The following is a 13,912-nucleotide window of genomic DNA, read 5'->3' as shown; positions in this document are numbered from 1 at the left end:
CACCGGGCGCCGGAGCCCGTCACCGACCCCGGGTCGGCCCCGGCTGCCCCGCCGTCACCTGGGGCCCGTACCGGACGTGGCCTCTCCGGGGCCGGAGCGGCCCAGCAGACTCGAGTCCAGGTGCTCCAGGAGGTCCGCCGCGTCGCGGTGAACCTCGGACGCGCCCTCGGCCGCCAGCTCCAGCCTGCTGAAACCACCGCTTTCGACGCCCACGCAGGGAACCCCGGCACGTGCCGCCGCCCGTACGTCCCAGACGGCGTCTCCCACGAACACCGAACCCGCGCGATCGGCGCCGGCCTTGCCGAGGGCCGCCTCCACAAGATCGGGAGCCGGCTTGGACCTGGCAACGTCGTCCGCCCCGGTGACCGCGGAGATCACCTCGTCGCAGTCCAGGACCCGCCGCAGGACCGCCAGCTCGCGCGAGGACGCGGAACTGGCGAGCACGACGGTCCAGCCGCGTCGGGCGCATTCGCGCAACAGTCCCACCGCGCCGGGCAGCGGCCGCAGGCCCGGCCAGAACCTCGCGTAGAGCGCCGCGTGGGCCGCCACGATCCCGGCGTCGTCGTCACGGCCGCGTTCGTCGCCCAGCAGGTGGTCGAGCAGTTGGTCCGACCCCATCCCGACGGCCCGGTGGACCCGGGCCATCGGCACGACCCGGTCGAACTGCGCCAGCGCCTGGGCCCAGGCGAGTGTGTGGAGATAGGTGCTGTCCACCAGTGTCCCGTCCACGTCGAACAGCGCCGCCGCAATGTCAGCCACAGCAGAATCCTCCGTTCCCCGGCTTCTCCCGCCAACCGCTTCTCCCGCCGACCGCGCTCTCCCGCCCGGGCGGGGAGGCGCGGCCGGCGGTTCTGCTCACGCGGGCCTGATCCTGCCCCGCCAGCCGCCCCCCTCCACGCCGCGCTGCTCGATGTAGTCCTTGAAGCGCAGCAAATCGCCCTTCACCCGACGGTCGACCAGGCCGAGCGCATCGCCGGCCTTCTCCGCCACGCCCTCGGGCGTGAAGTCGACGGCGAGGTTGATCCGGGTGTGGCTGTCGTCCAGCCTCTGGAAGGTCACCACCCCCTTCTGCCGGACGTCACCGCCCGTGGTCCGCCAGGCCACACGCTCGTCCGACAACTGGTCGACGATCTCGGTGTCGAACTCCCGGCTGACGCCGGCGATGCTGGTGCGCCAGTGACTGCGCCGCTCATCGAGCTGAACGACCTCGTCGACGCCCTCCATGAACTTCGGGAACTCCTCGAACTGGGTCCACTGGTTGTAGGCGGTGTGCAACGGCACGTCCACCTCGACCGATTCCTTCACCATGCTCATCTCGGCTCCTCCTCCAGAGATCCGGTGCCGCGAGGCACTGCCGGAGTTTTCGGCGTCGTGAGTCGCCTGCCCCTGCCTGCCGACCTCTAACAACCGGGATCGGCCCGCCGGCCCGCCGGATCGACCAGGTGCGGGCCGGCCGGGATCAGTCGGCCGGCGGCAGGAGGGGCCCCAGCGGTCCCAGGTCGAGGTTGAGGTCCTGCATGGTCAGCCCGTACTGGTCGCAGAGGTCCGTCATCCGGTCGTGCAGGGCCATGAGGGTGGCCCCGAGATCCTCCTCCTGTTCCTCGGTGAGATCCCCGGCCTCGACCCGGTGGAGGGCCTGGCGTTCCATGAGCTGTCGCAGAAGCTCGACAATCGTGAGGACGAGCTTCATCAGGTCCCGTTCGACCGTCTCGGAGCCGGTGGTGATCCTGCGGGGGACCTGCTGCGGGGAGTCGCGGCCTGCGGGGGGCCTGTCGTAAGGGGTGGCCGGCAGGAGGCGGAACGCACGGGCGGCGGCTCGGGCGACCTCGTCGAAACGGTCGGGACGACCGGGTGGACCAGCGGTCATGGCGTCGCCGTCCGCCCGGCCGGACCGGCGCCCCAGGGGCCGGGGTTCTGTTCGCTGATCGACACGATGAGGGCGCGTAGCGAGATCCGGACGAGGTCGATGTCCGCGATGGACAGGACGACGTCGCCCGTGACGACCACGCCGCCGCTCAGCAGTCGGTCGAGCAGGTCGATCAGGGCGGCCTGTCGCTGCGGCAGGGGCGTCCCGGAGCGGGCCGGGTCGCGGTCCGGGGTGTTCACGGTGCGCTCCCGGGCGGGTCGGGCTCGGGGAGGCCGGCGAACGAGTAGGGGGCCCAGGGGCCGGTGACGTCGACCCGGACCCCGGTGAGGCCGTCGGTGGATCGCAGGGCCTCGGCGCGGAACGCGTCGGCGTGGGCGGCGGGCACGAGGTAGGCGTCGTTGCTGACGTTCACCCCGGGAGCGGTGGCCAGTTCGCCCTCCTGGATACGGTGTCGGGCCCGTTCGACGGCGTGAGCGCGGGCAGTCGCCTCGATCCGCTCGGCCGCCCGCTCGGCCGCCCGCTCGGCGTCGTTTCGTGAGTCCTGCTCCGCACGGCGATGGCGCAGGTAGGACCGTCCCGGACCGAGCGGCGGATCGGAGGAGGACGCCGCAGGGGGTGCGGGCTCGGACGGGGTGTCGGATCCGCGGTCGACGTAGATCTTGACGCCCAGCTCCACATGGCCGTCCAGGCGCCCGAGCCTGTCCAGGAACAGCCCCTGCCGGTCGTGGAGCACCGCGCGTACCCGGTCGTCGTCGCGATAGACCGTCGCCAGGCGCAACGGGAGGACCGTGGCGTGCGTGGAGAATGCCTCGATGACGCCGTGGTGCGCTCTGGCGAGTGCTTCGAGCCAGCCGAGGTCCTCCAGGTGCCGGCGCAGGGCCGTCTCGTGGAAGTCGCGCTCGGGGACGGGGCTGACGACCGCCGCCAGGGCGGGGCTCCGGAGTACGAGGTGGACCGGCGAGCCGGCGACGCCGGTGAGGGTGCCCGCCATGGTCACCAGGGTCGCGGCAGGCTCCCGGGCGACGGCGTAGACGTAGACGAGGGACCCGGCGGTCATGGGTCACCTCGGGTGGGCCTGGCACGTGTGGTGGAGCGTTTGGGGCGGGCCGGGCTCGGCGCGGCTCCGGCTTCGGGCTCCTCGGCGGGTGCCAGTGCGGCGTCGGCGCGCAGGGTCTCGATCTGCTCGCGCAGGCGCCGGTTCTCCTCTTCGAGGGAGGAGGTGCCGCGGGCGTCGTCGAGGGAGGGGGTCCGGCGGGCGCGGGAGGAGAGGGAGGGGTCGTGTTCCCACCAGTCGATGCCCATTTCCTTGGCCTTGTCGACGGAGGCGATGAGCAGGCGGAGTTTGATGGTGAGCAGTTCGATGTCGAGGAGGTTGATCTGGATGTCGCCGGCGATGACGATGCCCTTGTCCAGGACGCGTTCCAGGATGTCGGCGAGGTTGGCGGTGGAGGGCTGGTTGTAGGGCGGGGCGGATCGGGAGGGCAGGGAGCCGAGACGGTTGGCTATGGGGTCGGTCACGGGGTGCTGCCCTCCGTTCGCCCGCTGCGGGTCACTGGCCGTTTCGCGCGGAATGGGCTCGGATCTCGTCCAGTCGGTCGAGGAGTTCGTCCTCGCGCCGGTCGAAGGTCTCCTCGTCGATCTGTCCGGCGAGGAGTGCTCTCTCCAGTGCGGCGAGTTCCCTTTCGACGGGGGCGGGGTCGTAGTACTCCTGCTCGGCGGTCTCGACGACGCGCTCCAGCACCCAGACCGTGCCGCGCACGGGTGCCAGCGGAAGGGTGAGGATCTGGGTGAGCAGGCCCATGGGTTCGCGCCTTTCAGACGAAGCTGTAGGCGGGCAGGGGACCGTGCAGCCGGAAGTCGAACTCACTGCCGAGTTCGCTGGTGAGACCTTTCTCGGCGGTGAGGAAGAGCTGCTGGTGGTCCTCGTCGACCAGGAACGAGATGTTCAGGAAGTCGCCGCCGGTCGGCTCCGAGATCCGCTCCTGGCGGGCGTACGGGCGCAGGGCCTCGACGATTCCGGCGGCCAGGGCGTGGTGGCGGGCGAGGACGTCCTGGGCGACCAGTTCGCCGAGGGCGAGCGGCAGGTCGGGGTTCGTGTCGCCGGCCTTGATGTCGTCGTTGAGTTGTCGGGCCTCGGGCGACTCCTGCAGGATCTGGCGCAGCAGGACGTCCTCGTCGATGGCGGCCTTGAGGTGGTACTCGGCGCAGCCTTCGAGGTCGGCCAGCCGCTGGGTGTACTCGTCGTGGCGCTGTTCGAGGGCGGTGCGTACGGCGTCGTCGTCGGGGGCGGTGAGGCCGAAGCGCAGGGGCAGGACCGTGCCGTGGGCCATGAGGCGTTCCTGGACGGCTTGGTGGGCCATGAGGTCGCGGCGTTTGGGCCGTAGCTCCTGCGGTGCGTCGCTGACGACGGCGCACAGTGGACCGGCGCTCACGGTGCGCAGCTCGGGGGCGGTGGGTCCGACGCCGGTGAGACCGTCCAGGTCGCGGGGGTGGCCGGCGGCGGTGATGGAGTAGACGTAGACGGCCATGTCATTCCTCCCGTCGCCTGGCGGGCCGGCGGGTGGCCGGGCGGGTGCGTTTGGGTGCCGGCTCCTTCTCCTCCTGCTCCTCGCTCCCGTCGTCGTCGCGACCGAGGTGGAGGGTGTCGGTGACGGCTTCGACGGCGCCGCTGAGGGCGCCCTTGCTCTTGCCCTTGGCTCCGCCTTCGGTGACCTCCCCGACGATGTCGGTGAGCTGGGCCGGGGCTTTGCGCCCGGCTTCCAGGTCGAGGCGGTTGCAGGCTTCGGCGAATCGCAGGTAGGTGTCGACGCTGGCGACGACGATGCGGATGTCGATCTTGAGGATCTCGATGCCGACCAGGGACACCCGGATGAAGACGTCGATGACCAGGCCGCGGTCGAGGATCAGTTCGAGGATGTCGTAGAGATTGCCGGTGCTCCCTCCACGGGAAACACTGGCCGAGCCTTGCGGCACCACGGTCACGGTGCCTCCCTTCGCCGGCCCCCGTCGCGGTGGAAGTGGATGCGTTCACTTCGTCGCGGCAGCGGGTGTGTCAGGTGCGACGGTCGATCTGTCCGCGGGTGTAGCGGCGGATCCGCTCGTAGGACTGCAGTTCGCCCTCTGCGTCGAGGGTCACCCGGTAGCTGGCCAACACGCTGGTCGTCTCGGGGATGCGTTCCAGTTCCAACACCTCCACGTCGGCCTGCCAGCCTCCTTCGACGGGCTTCAGCGCCGACACCGACTCGGGTACGCGGCCCAGGAGTTCAGCCAACTGCTCGGCGGCGTTGCGCATGGCGTGGGCTGCGGAGAGGCGGCGCCGGGGGTGTTCTGGCGCCCGGTCCGCCGGACGCCGGTCACCCCGAGGCGTCGGGTGCGCGGCGGCAGGCCTGCGGGGCCTCGCGCCCTCCTCCTTGCCTACGGCCATGTCCTTCTCCGGGTCGGAGACCGCGCACTGCGCCGTACCGAGTTGCGCCCACGCGAGATATGTCCTCATAGTACCCATTTACCAGACCCAGGGCGGGTGCGGGCCGCCCTTCCGCGTTCCTGACCGCCGCACGGTGGCCGCGTCTGCCGTGGGCCACCGGTGGCGTCGAGTTGCACGAGGACGTGCCGCGTGCAGCATGTCGCCGCTCCGGGTGCGCTCCGAGGGTGTACTGCCCAGACTGGAGGTGCGGGAGCCGCCGTCGGTGTGTCGGGGGGTTCCGGTGTGTCGGGGAGTCCGCCGTGGCCCGTGCCGGTCCGGTTCGGCCCCTCGGATGCGGCAGTGGGCGGCCGCAACTGACGCACTGCCGTGGACACGACGGCTGCTCCCCGCCCGCCTGACGCGCAGGCACATCAGCACGGCCCTGCGCCGGGTGGTGGCACCCGTGGGCCCCTTCGCTGGTGTCGATCCCTTGAGGAGGGGCACGTGCCGGAAAGAGATGACCCCATGAAGGACACCACCAAGGCCGCCCTGGCGGCCGCCGTCGCAGGCGGATACGTACTCGGACGCGCCAAGAAGGGACGCCTCGCGTTCGCCGCCGCCACCTACCTCGCGGGCCGGCGGTTCGGCCTGGACCCGCGCCAGCTCGCGACCGAAGGTTTGCGCAAGCTCGCCGAGGTCCCGCAGGTCGCCGAACTGAACGAACAGGTCCGCGGCGAACTGATGGAAGCCGGCAAGAAGGCGGTCGTCGCGGCCGCCAATCGCCGCATCGGCGATTTCGCCGACACCCTGCGCGAACGCACGCTCAACGTCGGCAAGCCGAAGCCGGCCGACGAGGAGCAGGACGAGGAATCCTACGACGACGAGTACGAACCGGAAGAAGGCGAGGAGGAATCGGAGGAGGTCGAGCCCGAGGACGAAGCGGACGAAGAGCCGGAGGACGAGGAGGACGAGGAGGACGAGGAGGAGGTCGAGCCCGAGGACGAAGCGGACGAAGAGCCGGAGGAGGAGCCCGAGGCCGAGGCCGAGGAGAAGCCGCGCCCGGCACGCCGGCGCCGCAGTGCCCCCTCCGGCGACGAGCGGCCGCGCTCCCCCCGGGCTGCGCCCAAGGAGTCCGCGCCCAAGGAGTCCGCGCCCAAGGCCCCGGGTCGCAAGCCCTCGAAGAAGGCCGCGCCCTCGGCGAAGAAGGCGGCCCCACCGGCGAAGAGGGCTCCGGCCAAGACGGCTCCCCCGGCCAAACGGTCGCCGGGTCGCTCGCCGGCCAAGTCCGCCGCCACGAAGCCCGCGGGCAAGAAGACGGCCGCACCGGCCAAGAAGGCCACTGCGAGCAAGAAGGCGGCTGCGAGCAAGAACACCGCCGCCAAACCGTCCACACGCACCCGGCGGAGGTGAACCATGGCCGCGACGGAGGAGAAGTCCGCGGACATGTCGGGCGTCGACCGACTGCGCGAGGAAGCCGTCAGATATCTCGGTGCCCAGCTGGAGCACCTGGTCGAGAAGGCCGGGGACAAGGTCTCCGACTTCACCGGTCAGCTCGGCGACGTCGCCGAGAACGGCGGCGTACTGCCCAAGGTGGGCGCCCGCGTCCTGCAGGGGGACTCACCGGCCAAGGCCTTCCTCGGCGAGAAGGCCAAAAGCATCAAGAACAACGTCGTCGACAAGGTCAAGGAGACTTTCGGCGGCGGCGGAAAGCCCGGCCGCAAGGCCGGCAAGAAGGCCATGAACATCGTCGAAACGCTGGACGTCGGCGTTCCTCTGAGGACCGCCTACGACCACTGGACCCAGTACGAGGACTTCAGCGGCTTCGCCAAGGGCGTGCAGAGCGTCTCCCAGGGCGACGAGGTGACCACCGACTGGAAGGTCAAGGTCGGACCGTCGAAGCGCAGCTTCAAGGCGACCGTCCAGGAGCAGATACCCGACGACCGCATCGTGTGGACCTCCGAGGGCGCGAAGGGATCCACCCGCGGGGCCGTCAGCTTCCACGAGATCACTCCGAACCTCACCCGCATCGTCCTGGTCGTCGAGTACTACCCCAACGGATTCTTCGAGAAGACCGGCAACATCTGGCGCGCCCAGGGCAGACGTCTGCGCCTGGACTTCAAGAACTTCCAGCGGCACGTCTCCCTCACCAACGACGAGGCGGAGGGATGGCGCGGAGAGATCCGCGACGGCGAGGTCGTCCGCACCCACGACGAAGCCATGGAGGAGGAGGAAGCCGCCCAGAACGACCGGTCCGAGGAAGACGACGACTACGACGAGGACGACGAAAGCCGGTACGACGACGAGGACGGACCCGCGGACGAGTACGAGGAGGCCGAGGAGGACGACGGCGAGGAGGCCGAGGGGGAGGAGGCCGAGGGGGAGTACGGCGAGGAGCCCGAAGAGGAGTACGACGAGGACGAGAGCGAATACGAGGAGGAGGACGGGGAACCCCCCGGCGACGAACCCGAGGAGGAGTACGGCGACGAGGACCGATAGCCCCGGACCGCGGGCCGTCGTCGCCGACGGCGAGAGCGGAGCGACCCGAGACGGTGTCGGTGGCCGAGGCCGTGGCCGTGGCCGAGGCGGCATCCGTGCGCTTGAAGCGCAGCTCGCCCTAAAGCTGCCTATACATGCAGAAAACGGGCAGGATGGGCAAGGGGATCGAATGCGAGGAGGACCGCATGAGCGCGGGAAAGAAGATCAAGCACACGACCGAAACCGTCAAGGGCAAGGCCAAGGAAGCAACCGGCAAGGCCGTCGGCAACGAGAGCCTTGTCGTGAAGGGCAAGGCCGAGCAGGTCAAGGGCGACATGGGACAGGCAGGCCAGAAGGCCAAGGACGCACTGAAGCACTAGTCGGGATCGGTGCGTCACCGGCAGCGAGTCCGGCATCCTCCTGGGCCCGGCCACTTGCCGGGCCGACCGAGCCCGGGACGGCCGAACCCGAGCCGACCGAGCCCGGGACGACCGCGATTGGGACGGCCGCGCCTGGGGCCGACTCCGGGGCGGCCGACGGAATCGGTCAGGCGGCGAGGAGGTCGGCGAGGTCGTCGGCGTGCTCCTCCTCCTCTTCGAGGATGGACTCGATGAGGCGGCGGGTGGTGGGGTCGTGCTCCCCGAGCCAGCGGGCGATCTCCTGGTAGGTCGAGATGACGATGCGCTCGGCCAGCAGGTTGTGCTCCAGCATGGCCTTGAGGTCCTTCTCGTCCGGCGTGGTGTAGTCGGTGTGAGCACGCTGGGCGAGAGTGGCGGGGTCGAAGTCGGGCTCGCCACCCAGCTGCGCGATGCGCTCCGCCGCACGCAGGCAGTGCTGCATCTCCTCGGCCGCATGCTCGGTGAACTCCGCCGCCACCTGGGCACGGTCGATGCCGGCGGCCGAGATCGCGTGCCGCGTGTACCGCAGCCAGCAGACCACCTCGGTCGCCACCACGTCGTTCAGGACCGCGATCACCTTCCGGACGTCGAGCCCGTAGGTACTCGTCACCGCACCCTCGGCCATCTTCTGCCGGGCCTCGTCCCGGATCCGGCTCACGTCGATGACGAAGTCGTCGCCTGTCACGCTGTACTCCCAGGGCTGGAAATGGACCGTCCGAGCACGTCTTCCCGAGGACGGCCACGACCTACCGCGAAGACCCCGGACGCCACCGGTTCGCATTACCCCGACACCAGCGCGGCCGGCCGGGCTCAACCGGCGGCGGGCAGCCACGCCTGCAGGTTGCCATCGTCGTCCGTGCGGGTGGAGAAGCGCGGCTGCGGGGCGGTGGCGGGTCCGCCCACGTTCCAGCCGTCCGAGAGCCGGAAGACGCTGCCGTGCCAGGGGCACGTCACGCAGCCGTCGGTGAGCTCGCCCTCCGACAGGGAGCCCGAGAAGTGGCTGCACCGGTCGGCCAGCACGTGGAACACCCCGTCGGCTTCCCGGACCACCAGCACCGGCACCTCTCCGATCATGCGACGCGCCGACTCCCCCGCGGTGAACTCCGCCACGCGCCCGAGGACGTGCCAGCCCGGCTCGACGAGGTGGGAGACGGGCTCCGTCTTGTTCGCGCCTGCGGCCTGCCGGTAGGCGAGGTGGCCGCCGATCGCCGCTCCGCTGCCGGCGGCCGTGAGTCCCGCGAACCCGAGGGCGCGCCCCAACCGGTGGCGACCGCACGAGCGGGCCACCCACGATGCGCCGTACAGGCCCACGGCGGTTGCCATCGACGCGGCGTGCAGCAGACCCGTACGCATCTGCTGCTCGTGCTGCTCGGCCCAGTCGACCCAGCCGGTCAACGCCGCCGGGGCGGCGGTGAGGACACCGACGCCGACGAGCAGCCGGGCCGCCCGCTCGGATCCCGGGACGAGGTCGAGGACGGCTGCGGACAACCAGGACCCGACGGGCAGTTGGACGAGCGCCGGGTGCAGTGGATGGCCCAGAGGCCGGCCGTGCAGCACGTCGCGCAGGCGACCCAGCGGCAGGCCCTGGACGACGCGTTTCAGCGGCTCTGTGACCTTGTCGAGTTCTTCGGCCGAGGCGACGGCGTCGAGGGCCTTCAGGGTTCGGACGCCGATGTCGTCGCCGTCCGAACGGAAGGCGCTGCCGATACGCGCGATGAGGATTCCCATGGCGTCAACGCTGCCCGCTCCCCCGCTCCTGCGCGGCTCGGCCTGGGCCGGACGGCGTACCGGACGGCGTACCGGACGGCGGCAGCTGCCCGGTACGGCGACCCTCGACTGTCAGCGGTCAGCGGTCAGCGGTCAGCGGTCAGCGGTCAGCGGTCAGCGGGTCGAGGCTGCGGAGGAACTTGCCGAAGCCGTCCCGCGCGCGGGGATCGCGTCGCGCCGAGGTGATGACGGGGTGTCGGGTGGTGCGTCTGATCCGGCGGCCGGCACCCTCCAGGGCGGCGACCAGGGACCGGTCCTCTCCCACGGTGAGCGCCTCGAAGCCACCGGCCGTCCGGTAGGCGTCTGCCCGCACGGCGAGGTTCGCGCCGTGGACGTGCCGATGCCCGTCGGCGGTCCACCCCTGCCGGTAGTGCCGCCGGAAGGCCTCAGCGGTGCCCTCCGGGTGACCGGTCCAGTCCGCGACGTGGACGGTTCCCACCACGGCGTGCCATCCGGCTGCCGCGTGGACGAGTTGTCGGGCGAGCCAGCCCGCCGGGACGCGGCAGTCGGCATCGGTGTGGGCGAGCCACACCTCGTCGAGCGTGAGACCCGGCAGGGATGCGCGGGTGAGGCGTACCGCGTGCTCGCTGCCGGCCGCACGGGCCGCACCGACGTTGCCCACGGTCAGTTCCACGAGGTCCGCGCCGTACCGCCGCGCCAGCGCCGCGGTACCGTCCGTGCAGGCGTCGGCGACGACGATCACCCGGATCGGCACGTCCACCAGTCGCGGATGCCGCGCGGCCCGGTGCACGGTGTCCAGGCAGCCACCGAGCAGTTCCTCCTCGTCGCGGGCCGGGACGACCACGGCCAGCGCGCGGATCACGTCAGCCCCTCGGCGGCGGCGACCGACAGCCGCTCCGCCGACGTACCCGGGTGCTCGGGGCGGCTGAACACGTCGAGGAGGAAGTCCGGCTCGGTGTGCGCGGCGATCCGCACCAGCGCCGGGTGGGCACGGGCCTGCCGGTGGACGGCGTCGGCGCTCCGCGCGTGGTCCGCCACCGGGTGGCGCCAGTGCACGAGCTCCAGGGTTCCCCCCGGTTCCAGTGCCTCCACCGCGCGGTCCAGGAGATCGGCTGCGCCTGCGGCCGTGAAGTAGTACAGCAGCTCGGACAGGACGACGAGGTCGAAGCGTTCCCGGGGCCAGTCGCCCGGCAGCACACAGCGCTCGACGCGCACGTGCGGCAGGTGTGCGAGGCGGGGCCGGGCCCGGGCCAGGGGGCGCTCCTCCCGGTCGCACGAGAGCAGGGCCCGGCAGCGCGGGGCGAGCAGGGAGGACAGGACCCCGACCGAGCAGCCGGGCTCGAACGCGCTGCGGTAGACCGGCTTCGGCAGGGCCGCCAGGGTGAGGGCGTACTTCCGCTGTTCGTACCAGCGGTCGGCGAGCTGCCACGGGTCGGCCTCGGCGGCGTACATCCGGGTGAAGTAGTCCTCCGGCGTGGCGCCGCGCCGGCCCTGCTCGGGAGTGGTCATCGCCAGACCACCTCGAAGTCACGGCGGAAGTGGGCGAGTTCCTCGGGGGGCAGGATCGCGCCGTCGCCCGGCCGGTCGCCCAGTGGGTGGATCTGGCTGCGGAAGCACTCCAGTGCGGCGTGCTTGCGCGCTCGGGCGTCTGGCGGCAGCGGGATGCGGGCCGCGCGGTGCCAGGGCAGCCGCGGGTCGCCGGGCAGGGCCCAGTGCCATGCCCATACCGGGTACTCCCACACCGGGAGGTCGCGCCGTGCGCCCGCCGCGAGGACAGCCCGGCCCGCGGCCTCGTGGTCCGGGTGCAGGTCCCGGCTGAAGGGCGCCACGCAGAGATCGCAGTCCAGCAGCAGGTCGGCCACCTGGCCGGTCAGCTCCCGCTCGTGCCGGGCCACCCGGCCGTCGGGGACGCCCAGGAAAACGCTCTGCACATCGGCGCCGAGGCGGCCCAGTGCCTGGTGCAGTTCCCTGGTACGGATGGCCGCCAGATCGCGGGCAGCCGGGGCACTGCTGTGCGGGTGGGAGGACTCACCGGCGCTGATGGAGACCAGGCGCAGCCGGACGCCGGCCGCCGCGAGGACGGCGATGGTGCCGCCGAAGCCGAGGACCTCGTCGTCGGGATGGGCGGCGACCACCATCACGCGGGGCCGGCGGCCCGCGGTGGCCGGCAGGTGGGTGAGCGGGTCGATGGCGGGCAGGGCGCGAAGCCCCTGCCAGGCCCGCCAGTCGGCTTCCGGGGTGCCGGGTTCCTGGATCGGGTCCGTCGGCGGCGGCTGCGGGTCGGGGGCGGACAGGGGCGGGGCCGGCCGGATCGTCACACGTCCTCCCAGTCCAGGCGCGCGGCGGAGGCGGCTCTGCCGAGGTCGGCGAGGTCGCGCTCCGCATGATGTTGGCGCAGGTAGACGGTCAGGTCCGCGACGGCACGCGCATGGACCGCGTCGTGGCCCAGCGGGGTGGCGCCGAGCGCCCGGCCCACCCGGCGCAGCACGTCATCGGCGGCGTCCTCGACGGCTGCGCGCACCCGCATCGCCCGAAGGTGTGCGACGCCGTCCTTGTCGTCGGGGTCGGCGTCCACGGCAGCGGCGACACGGTCCAGCAGAGCGTCGACGGTGGCCAGCCGGGCATCGACGGCTCCGAGGTGGGCAAGTGCGTGCGGCCCCAGGTCCCACTTCCGCGAGGCGGCGAGAAGCGTGCGGGCGACGGCGCGGGCGCCCCCGTGCCAGCACGCGGCGACGCCGATCCCGCCGTGGTGGAATCCGGGGCGCTCCACGTAGGCGCCCGGCTCGCCGAGCGGGGCGGCCCAGACGGCGTCGAAGGTCACGTCCAGTGTGTCGCTGCCCGCCATGCCCGGGCCGGGCCAACTGTCCGGCAGCGCTGCGACGCCCGGCTGCGCGACCTCGACGGCGAACAGACGCCGCAACGTCCCCTCGCGGGCGCTCACGAGGGCGTGCGTGCAGACCCGGGCGCCCGAGCAGAACGGTTTCACCCCCGACAGACGCCACCCGCCGGGCACCCGGTGCGCCTCCAATGTGTAGCCGGGCGGCTCGGCCGCCCAGACTCCCCAGAGGGGATCTCCCCCACCTGCCGGCGGCTCCCGCGAATCCGGAGAGTCGAGTTCGGCGAGAATCGCGATGGCGTCGGTGTGTCCCTCGGCGAGCCGGGCCAGGGACAGGTCCCACTGCGCCCATCGGGTGAGCGCCTCCCACCGGGCGCGGGTCCGCCCGGCGCCGGGCAGCGGCAGGTCCAGTTCTCCGCACGCCGCCATCCGAGTCACCGCCTCCGCGATGCAGCGGCGGTGCTGCTCCGCGTCGGCCGTGGGATTCGGGGGCCCGGCCGGTCCGGTCAGCACACCGGTCGGCACCGCGCCGGTGGTCATCAGGTGCCCTCCCTGCGGGGGTCGGGCTGGCGCGGCAGGCGCACGGGCCACGGCGGCAGGGTGGACGGTCGAAAGGACGAACCAGCGGTCACCGGGGGCTCCGAGTCATCGGCCGGGGCGCACGAGGGGCGCCCCGCTCTGCTCCGACTCTGCACCCGCCCTTCGCCGACCGCACGCGCGGCGGTGGAGCCACGGCGCCGATCGCCACGACCGGCGGGGGCCCCGGAGGGACATCACCGTCCACCGGACCGGGCGGCCTTCCCGCTCCGCACCGGTCCGGGGGCGGGCATGGTCGATTCCGCTCCTGTCGGACTGCTCAGGGCTTGTCCGCCGGCCGGGCGGGCACGTGGGCGCCGTCGCCGCCCAGGGTGGTGTAGAGGTTCATCCAGCGCAGATCGGTGCTGGTCGGGGGTTTCCCGTCGCAGAAGGCCTTGGTGCCGTTGGCGGTGTAGTAGCGCATCATCTCCAGGACGGAGCGGGTGTCGGCGCCCGTGCCGTCGGTGTAGCGGTTCGCCGGCTGATTCGCTTGGTGGACCAGGCAGGTGGGGGTGGGTGTGGCGGCCTGGGAGTCCAGGCTCCCGTCGTCGGACGCCCCGCAACCACCGAGAAGGACGGTGGCCAGCAGGGCGGCGAGCGGCAGGACGCGGTGCGGTGTCATGCGGGGT

Annotated in this window: 20 protein-coding genes; 3 read left to right on the top strand and 17 right to left on the bottom strand. The window is 72.1% G+C overall.

What is annotated here, in order from left to right; translation table 11 throughout:
• Window positions 1-54: 54 nt before the first annotated feature.
• The 10 genes from OG823_RS31460 to OG823_RS31415 all read right to left on the bottom strand — a co-directional run bounded on the left by OG823_RS31460 (window position 55) and on the right by OG823_RS31415 (window position 5,291).
• Window positions 55-759, bottom strand: coding sequence for an HAD family hydrolase (locus OG823_RS31460; RefSeq protein WP_371483577.1), 705 nt, complete (start codon window positions 757-759; stop codon window positions 55-57).
• Between the two features lie 96 nt (window positions 760-855).
• A complete protein-coding gene (locus OG823_RS31455; protein ID WP_371483576.1) occupies window positions 856-1,314 on the bottom strand; it encodes an SRPBCC family protein in 459 nt (152 codons plus the stop codon).
• 145 nt (window positions 1,315-1,459) lie between these two features.
• On the bottom strand, window positions 1,460-1,867 hold the full coding sequence (locus tag OG823_RS31450) for a gas vesicle protein K (protein WP_371483575.1): 408 nt from the start codon (window positions 1,865-1,867) through the stop codon (window positions 1,460-1,462).
• Window positions 1,864-2,106 (bottom strand): gas vesicle protein GvpJ, encoded by a 243-nt coding sequence (gene gvpJ, locus OG823_RS31445; protein WP_371483573.1) that lies wholly within the window; start codon window positions 2,104-2,106, stop codon window positions 1,864-1,866. Before gvpJ ends, OG823_RS31450 begins: the two co-directional genes overlap by 4 nt.
• Entirely contained in the window at window positions 2,103-2,924 is an 822-nt protein-coding gene (locus OG823_RS31440; RefSeq protein ID WP_371483571.1) for a GvpL/GvpF family gas vesicle protein, read from the bottom strand. The genes gvpJ and OG823_RS31440 overlap by 4 nt, the downstream gene beginning before the upstream one ends.
• Window positions 2,921-3,385 carry a gas vesicle protein gene (locus tag OG823_RS31435; RefSeq protein ID WP_371483569.1) on the bottom strand — a complete coding sequence of 155 codons (465 nt, stop codon included), beginning with the start codon at window positions 3,383-3,385 and terminating at the stop codon, window positions 2,921-2,923. The genes OG823_RS31440 and OG823_RS31435 overlap by 4 nt, the downstream gene beginning before the upstream one ends.
• Window positions 3,386-3,416: 31 nt before the next feature.
• Window positions 3,417-3,668: a gas vesicle protein GvpG gene (locus OG823_RS31430; RefSeq protein ID WP_371483568.1), complete on the bottom strand. Its 252-nt coding sequence runs from the start codon at window positions 3,666-3,668 to the stop codon at window positions 3,417-3,419.
• A gap of 13 nt (window positions 3,669-3,681) precedes the next feature.
• Window positions 3,682-4,395 (bottom strand): GvpL/GvpF family gas vesicle protein, encoded by a 714-nt coding sequence (locus OG823_RS31425; RefSeq protein ID WP_371483567.1) that lies wholly within the window; start codon window positions 4,393-4,395, stop codon window positions 3,682-3,684.
• Window position 4,396: 1 nt separating this feature from the next.
• Window positions 4,397-4,849: a gas vesicle structural protein GvpA gene (locus OG823_RS31420; RefSeq protein WP_371483565.1), complete on the bottom strand. Its 453-nt coding sequence runs from the start codon at window positions 4,847-4,849 to the stop codon at window positions 4,397-4,399.
• Between the two features lie 70 nt (window positions 4,850-4,919).
• The gene (locus OG823_RS31415) at window positions 4,920-5,291 is read right to left on the bottom strand and encodes a gas vesicle protein (protein WP_371484730.1); all 372 of its coding nucleotides are present in this window, start codon (window positions 5,289-5,291) and stop codon (window positions 4,920-4,922) included.
• Window positions 5,292-5,795: 504 nt separating this feature from the next.
• Between OG823_RS31415 and OG823_RS31410 the strand changes: the two genes are divergently transcribed.
• From OG823_RS31410 to OG823_RS31400, 3 genes are all read left to right on the top strand, one after another.
• A complete protein-coding gene (locus OG823_RS31410) occupies window positions 5,796-6,680 on the top strand; it encodes a histone protein (RefSeq protein WP_371483564.1) in 885 nt (294 codons plus the stop codon).
• A gap of 3 nt (window positions 6,681-6,683) precedes the next feature.
• The gene (locus OG823_RS31405) at window positions 6,684-7,766 is read left to right on the top strand and encodes an SRPBCC family protein (protein WP_371483563.1); all 1,083 of its coding nucleotides are present in this window, start codon (window positions 6,684-6,686) and stop codon (window positions 7,764-7,766) included.
• A gap of 185 nt (window positions 7,767-7,951) precedes the next feature.
• A complete protein-coding gene (locus OG823_RS31400) occupies window positions 7,952-8,125 on the top strand; it encodes a CsbD family protein (RefSeq protein WP_371483561.1) in 174 nt (57 codons plus the stop codon).
• 166 nt (window positions 8,126-8,291) lie between these two features.
• Here OG823_RS31400 and OG823_RS31395 read toward each other — a convergent pair whose 3' ends face one another.
• From OG823_RS31395 to OG823_RS31365, 7 genes are all read right to left on the bottom strand, one after another.
• Window positions 8,292-8,768, bottom strand: coding sequence for a ferritin-like domain-containing protein (locus OG823_RS31395; protein ID WP_371484271.1), 477 nt, complete (start codon window positions 8,766-8,768; stop codon window positions 8,292-8,294).
• Between the two features lie 185 nt (window positions 8,769-8,953).
• Window positions 8,954-9,871, bottom strand: a complete 918-nt coding sequence (locus OG823_RS31390; protein ID WP_371483560.1) for a Rieske 2Fe-2S domain-containing protein — start codon at window positions 9,869-9,871, stop codon at window positions 8,954-8,956.
• Window positions 9,872-10,010: 139 nt separating this feature from the next.
• Window positions 10,011-10,733: a glycosyltransferase family 2 protein gene (locus OG823_RS31385; RefSeq protein ID WP_371483559.1), complete on the bottom strand. Its 723-nt coding sequence runs from the start codon at window positions 10,731-10,733 to the stop codon at window positions 10,011-10,013.
• Window positions 10,730-11,380 carry an SAM-dependent methyltransferase gene (locus OG823_RS31380; protein ID WP_371483558.1) on the bottom strand — a complete coding sequence of 217 codons (651 nt, stop codon included), beginning with the start codon at window positions 11,378-11,380 and terminating at the stop codon, window positions 10,730-10,732. Before OG823_RS31380 ends, OG823_RS31385 begins: the two co-directional genes overlap by 4 nt.
• Complete coding sequence (locus tag OG823_RS31375) at window positions 11,377-12,189, bottom strand: PIG-L deacetylase family protein (protein WP_371483557.1); 813 nt, start codon at window positions 12,187-12,189, stop codon at window positions 11,377-11,379. The genes OG823_RS31380 and OG823_RS31375 overlap by 4 nt, the downstream gene beginning before the upstream one ends.
• Window positions 12,186-13,247 carry an acyl-CoA dehydrogenase gene (locus OG823_RS31370; protein ID WP_371483556.1) on the bottom strand — a complete coding sequence of 354 codons (1,062 nt, stop codon included), beginning with the start codon at window positions 13,245-13,247 and terminating at the stop codon, window positions 12,186-12,188. Before OG823_RS31370 ends, OG823_RS31375 begins: the two co-directional genes overlap by 4 nt.
• A 316-nt stretch (window positions 13,248-13,563) precedes the next feature.
• Window positions 13,564-13,905, bottom strand: coding sequence for a hypothetical protein (locus OG823_RS31365; protein ID WP_371483555.1), 342 nt, complete (start codon window positions 13,903-13,905; stop codon window positions 13,564-13,566).
• Between the last annotated feature and the right edge of the window lie 7 nt (window positions 13,906-13,912).

This window comes from Kitasatospora sp. NBC_00315, assembly GCF_041435095.1.
In the GTDB taxonomy this organism is placed as follows: Bacteria; Actinomycetota; Actinomycetes; order Streptomycetales; family Streptomycetaceae; genus Kitasatospora.
Note: the sequence above shows the minus strand (reverse complement) of the source record. Positions and strands in the feature narration are given on the sequence as shown.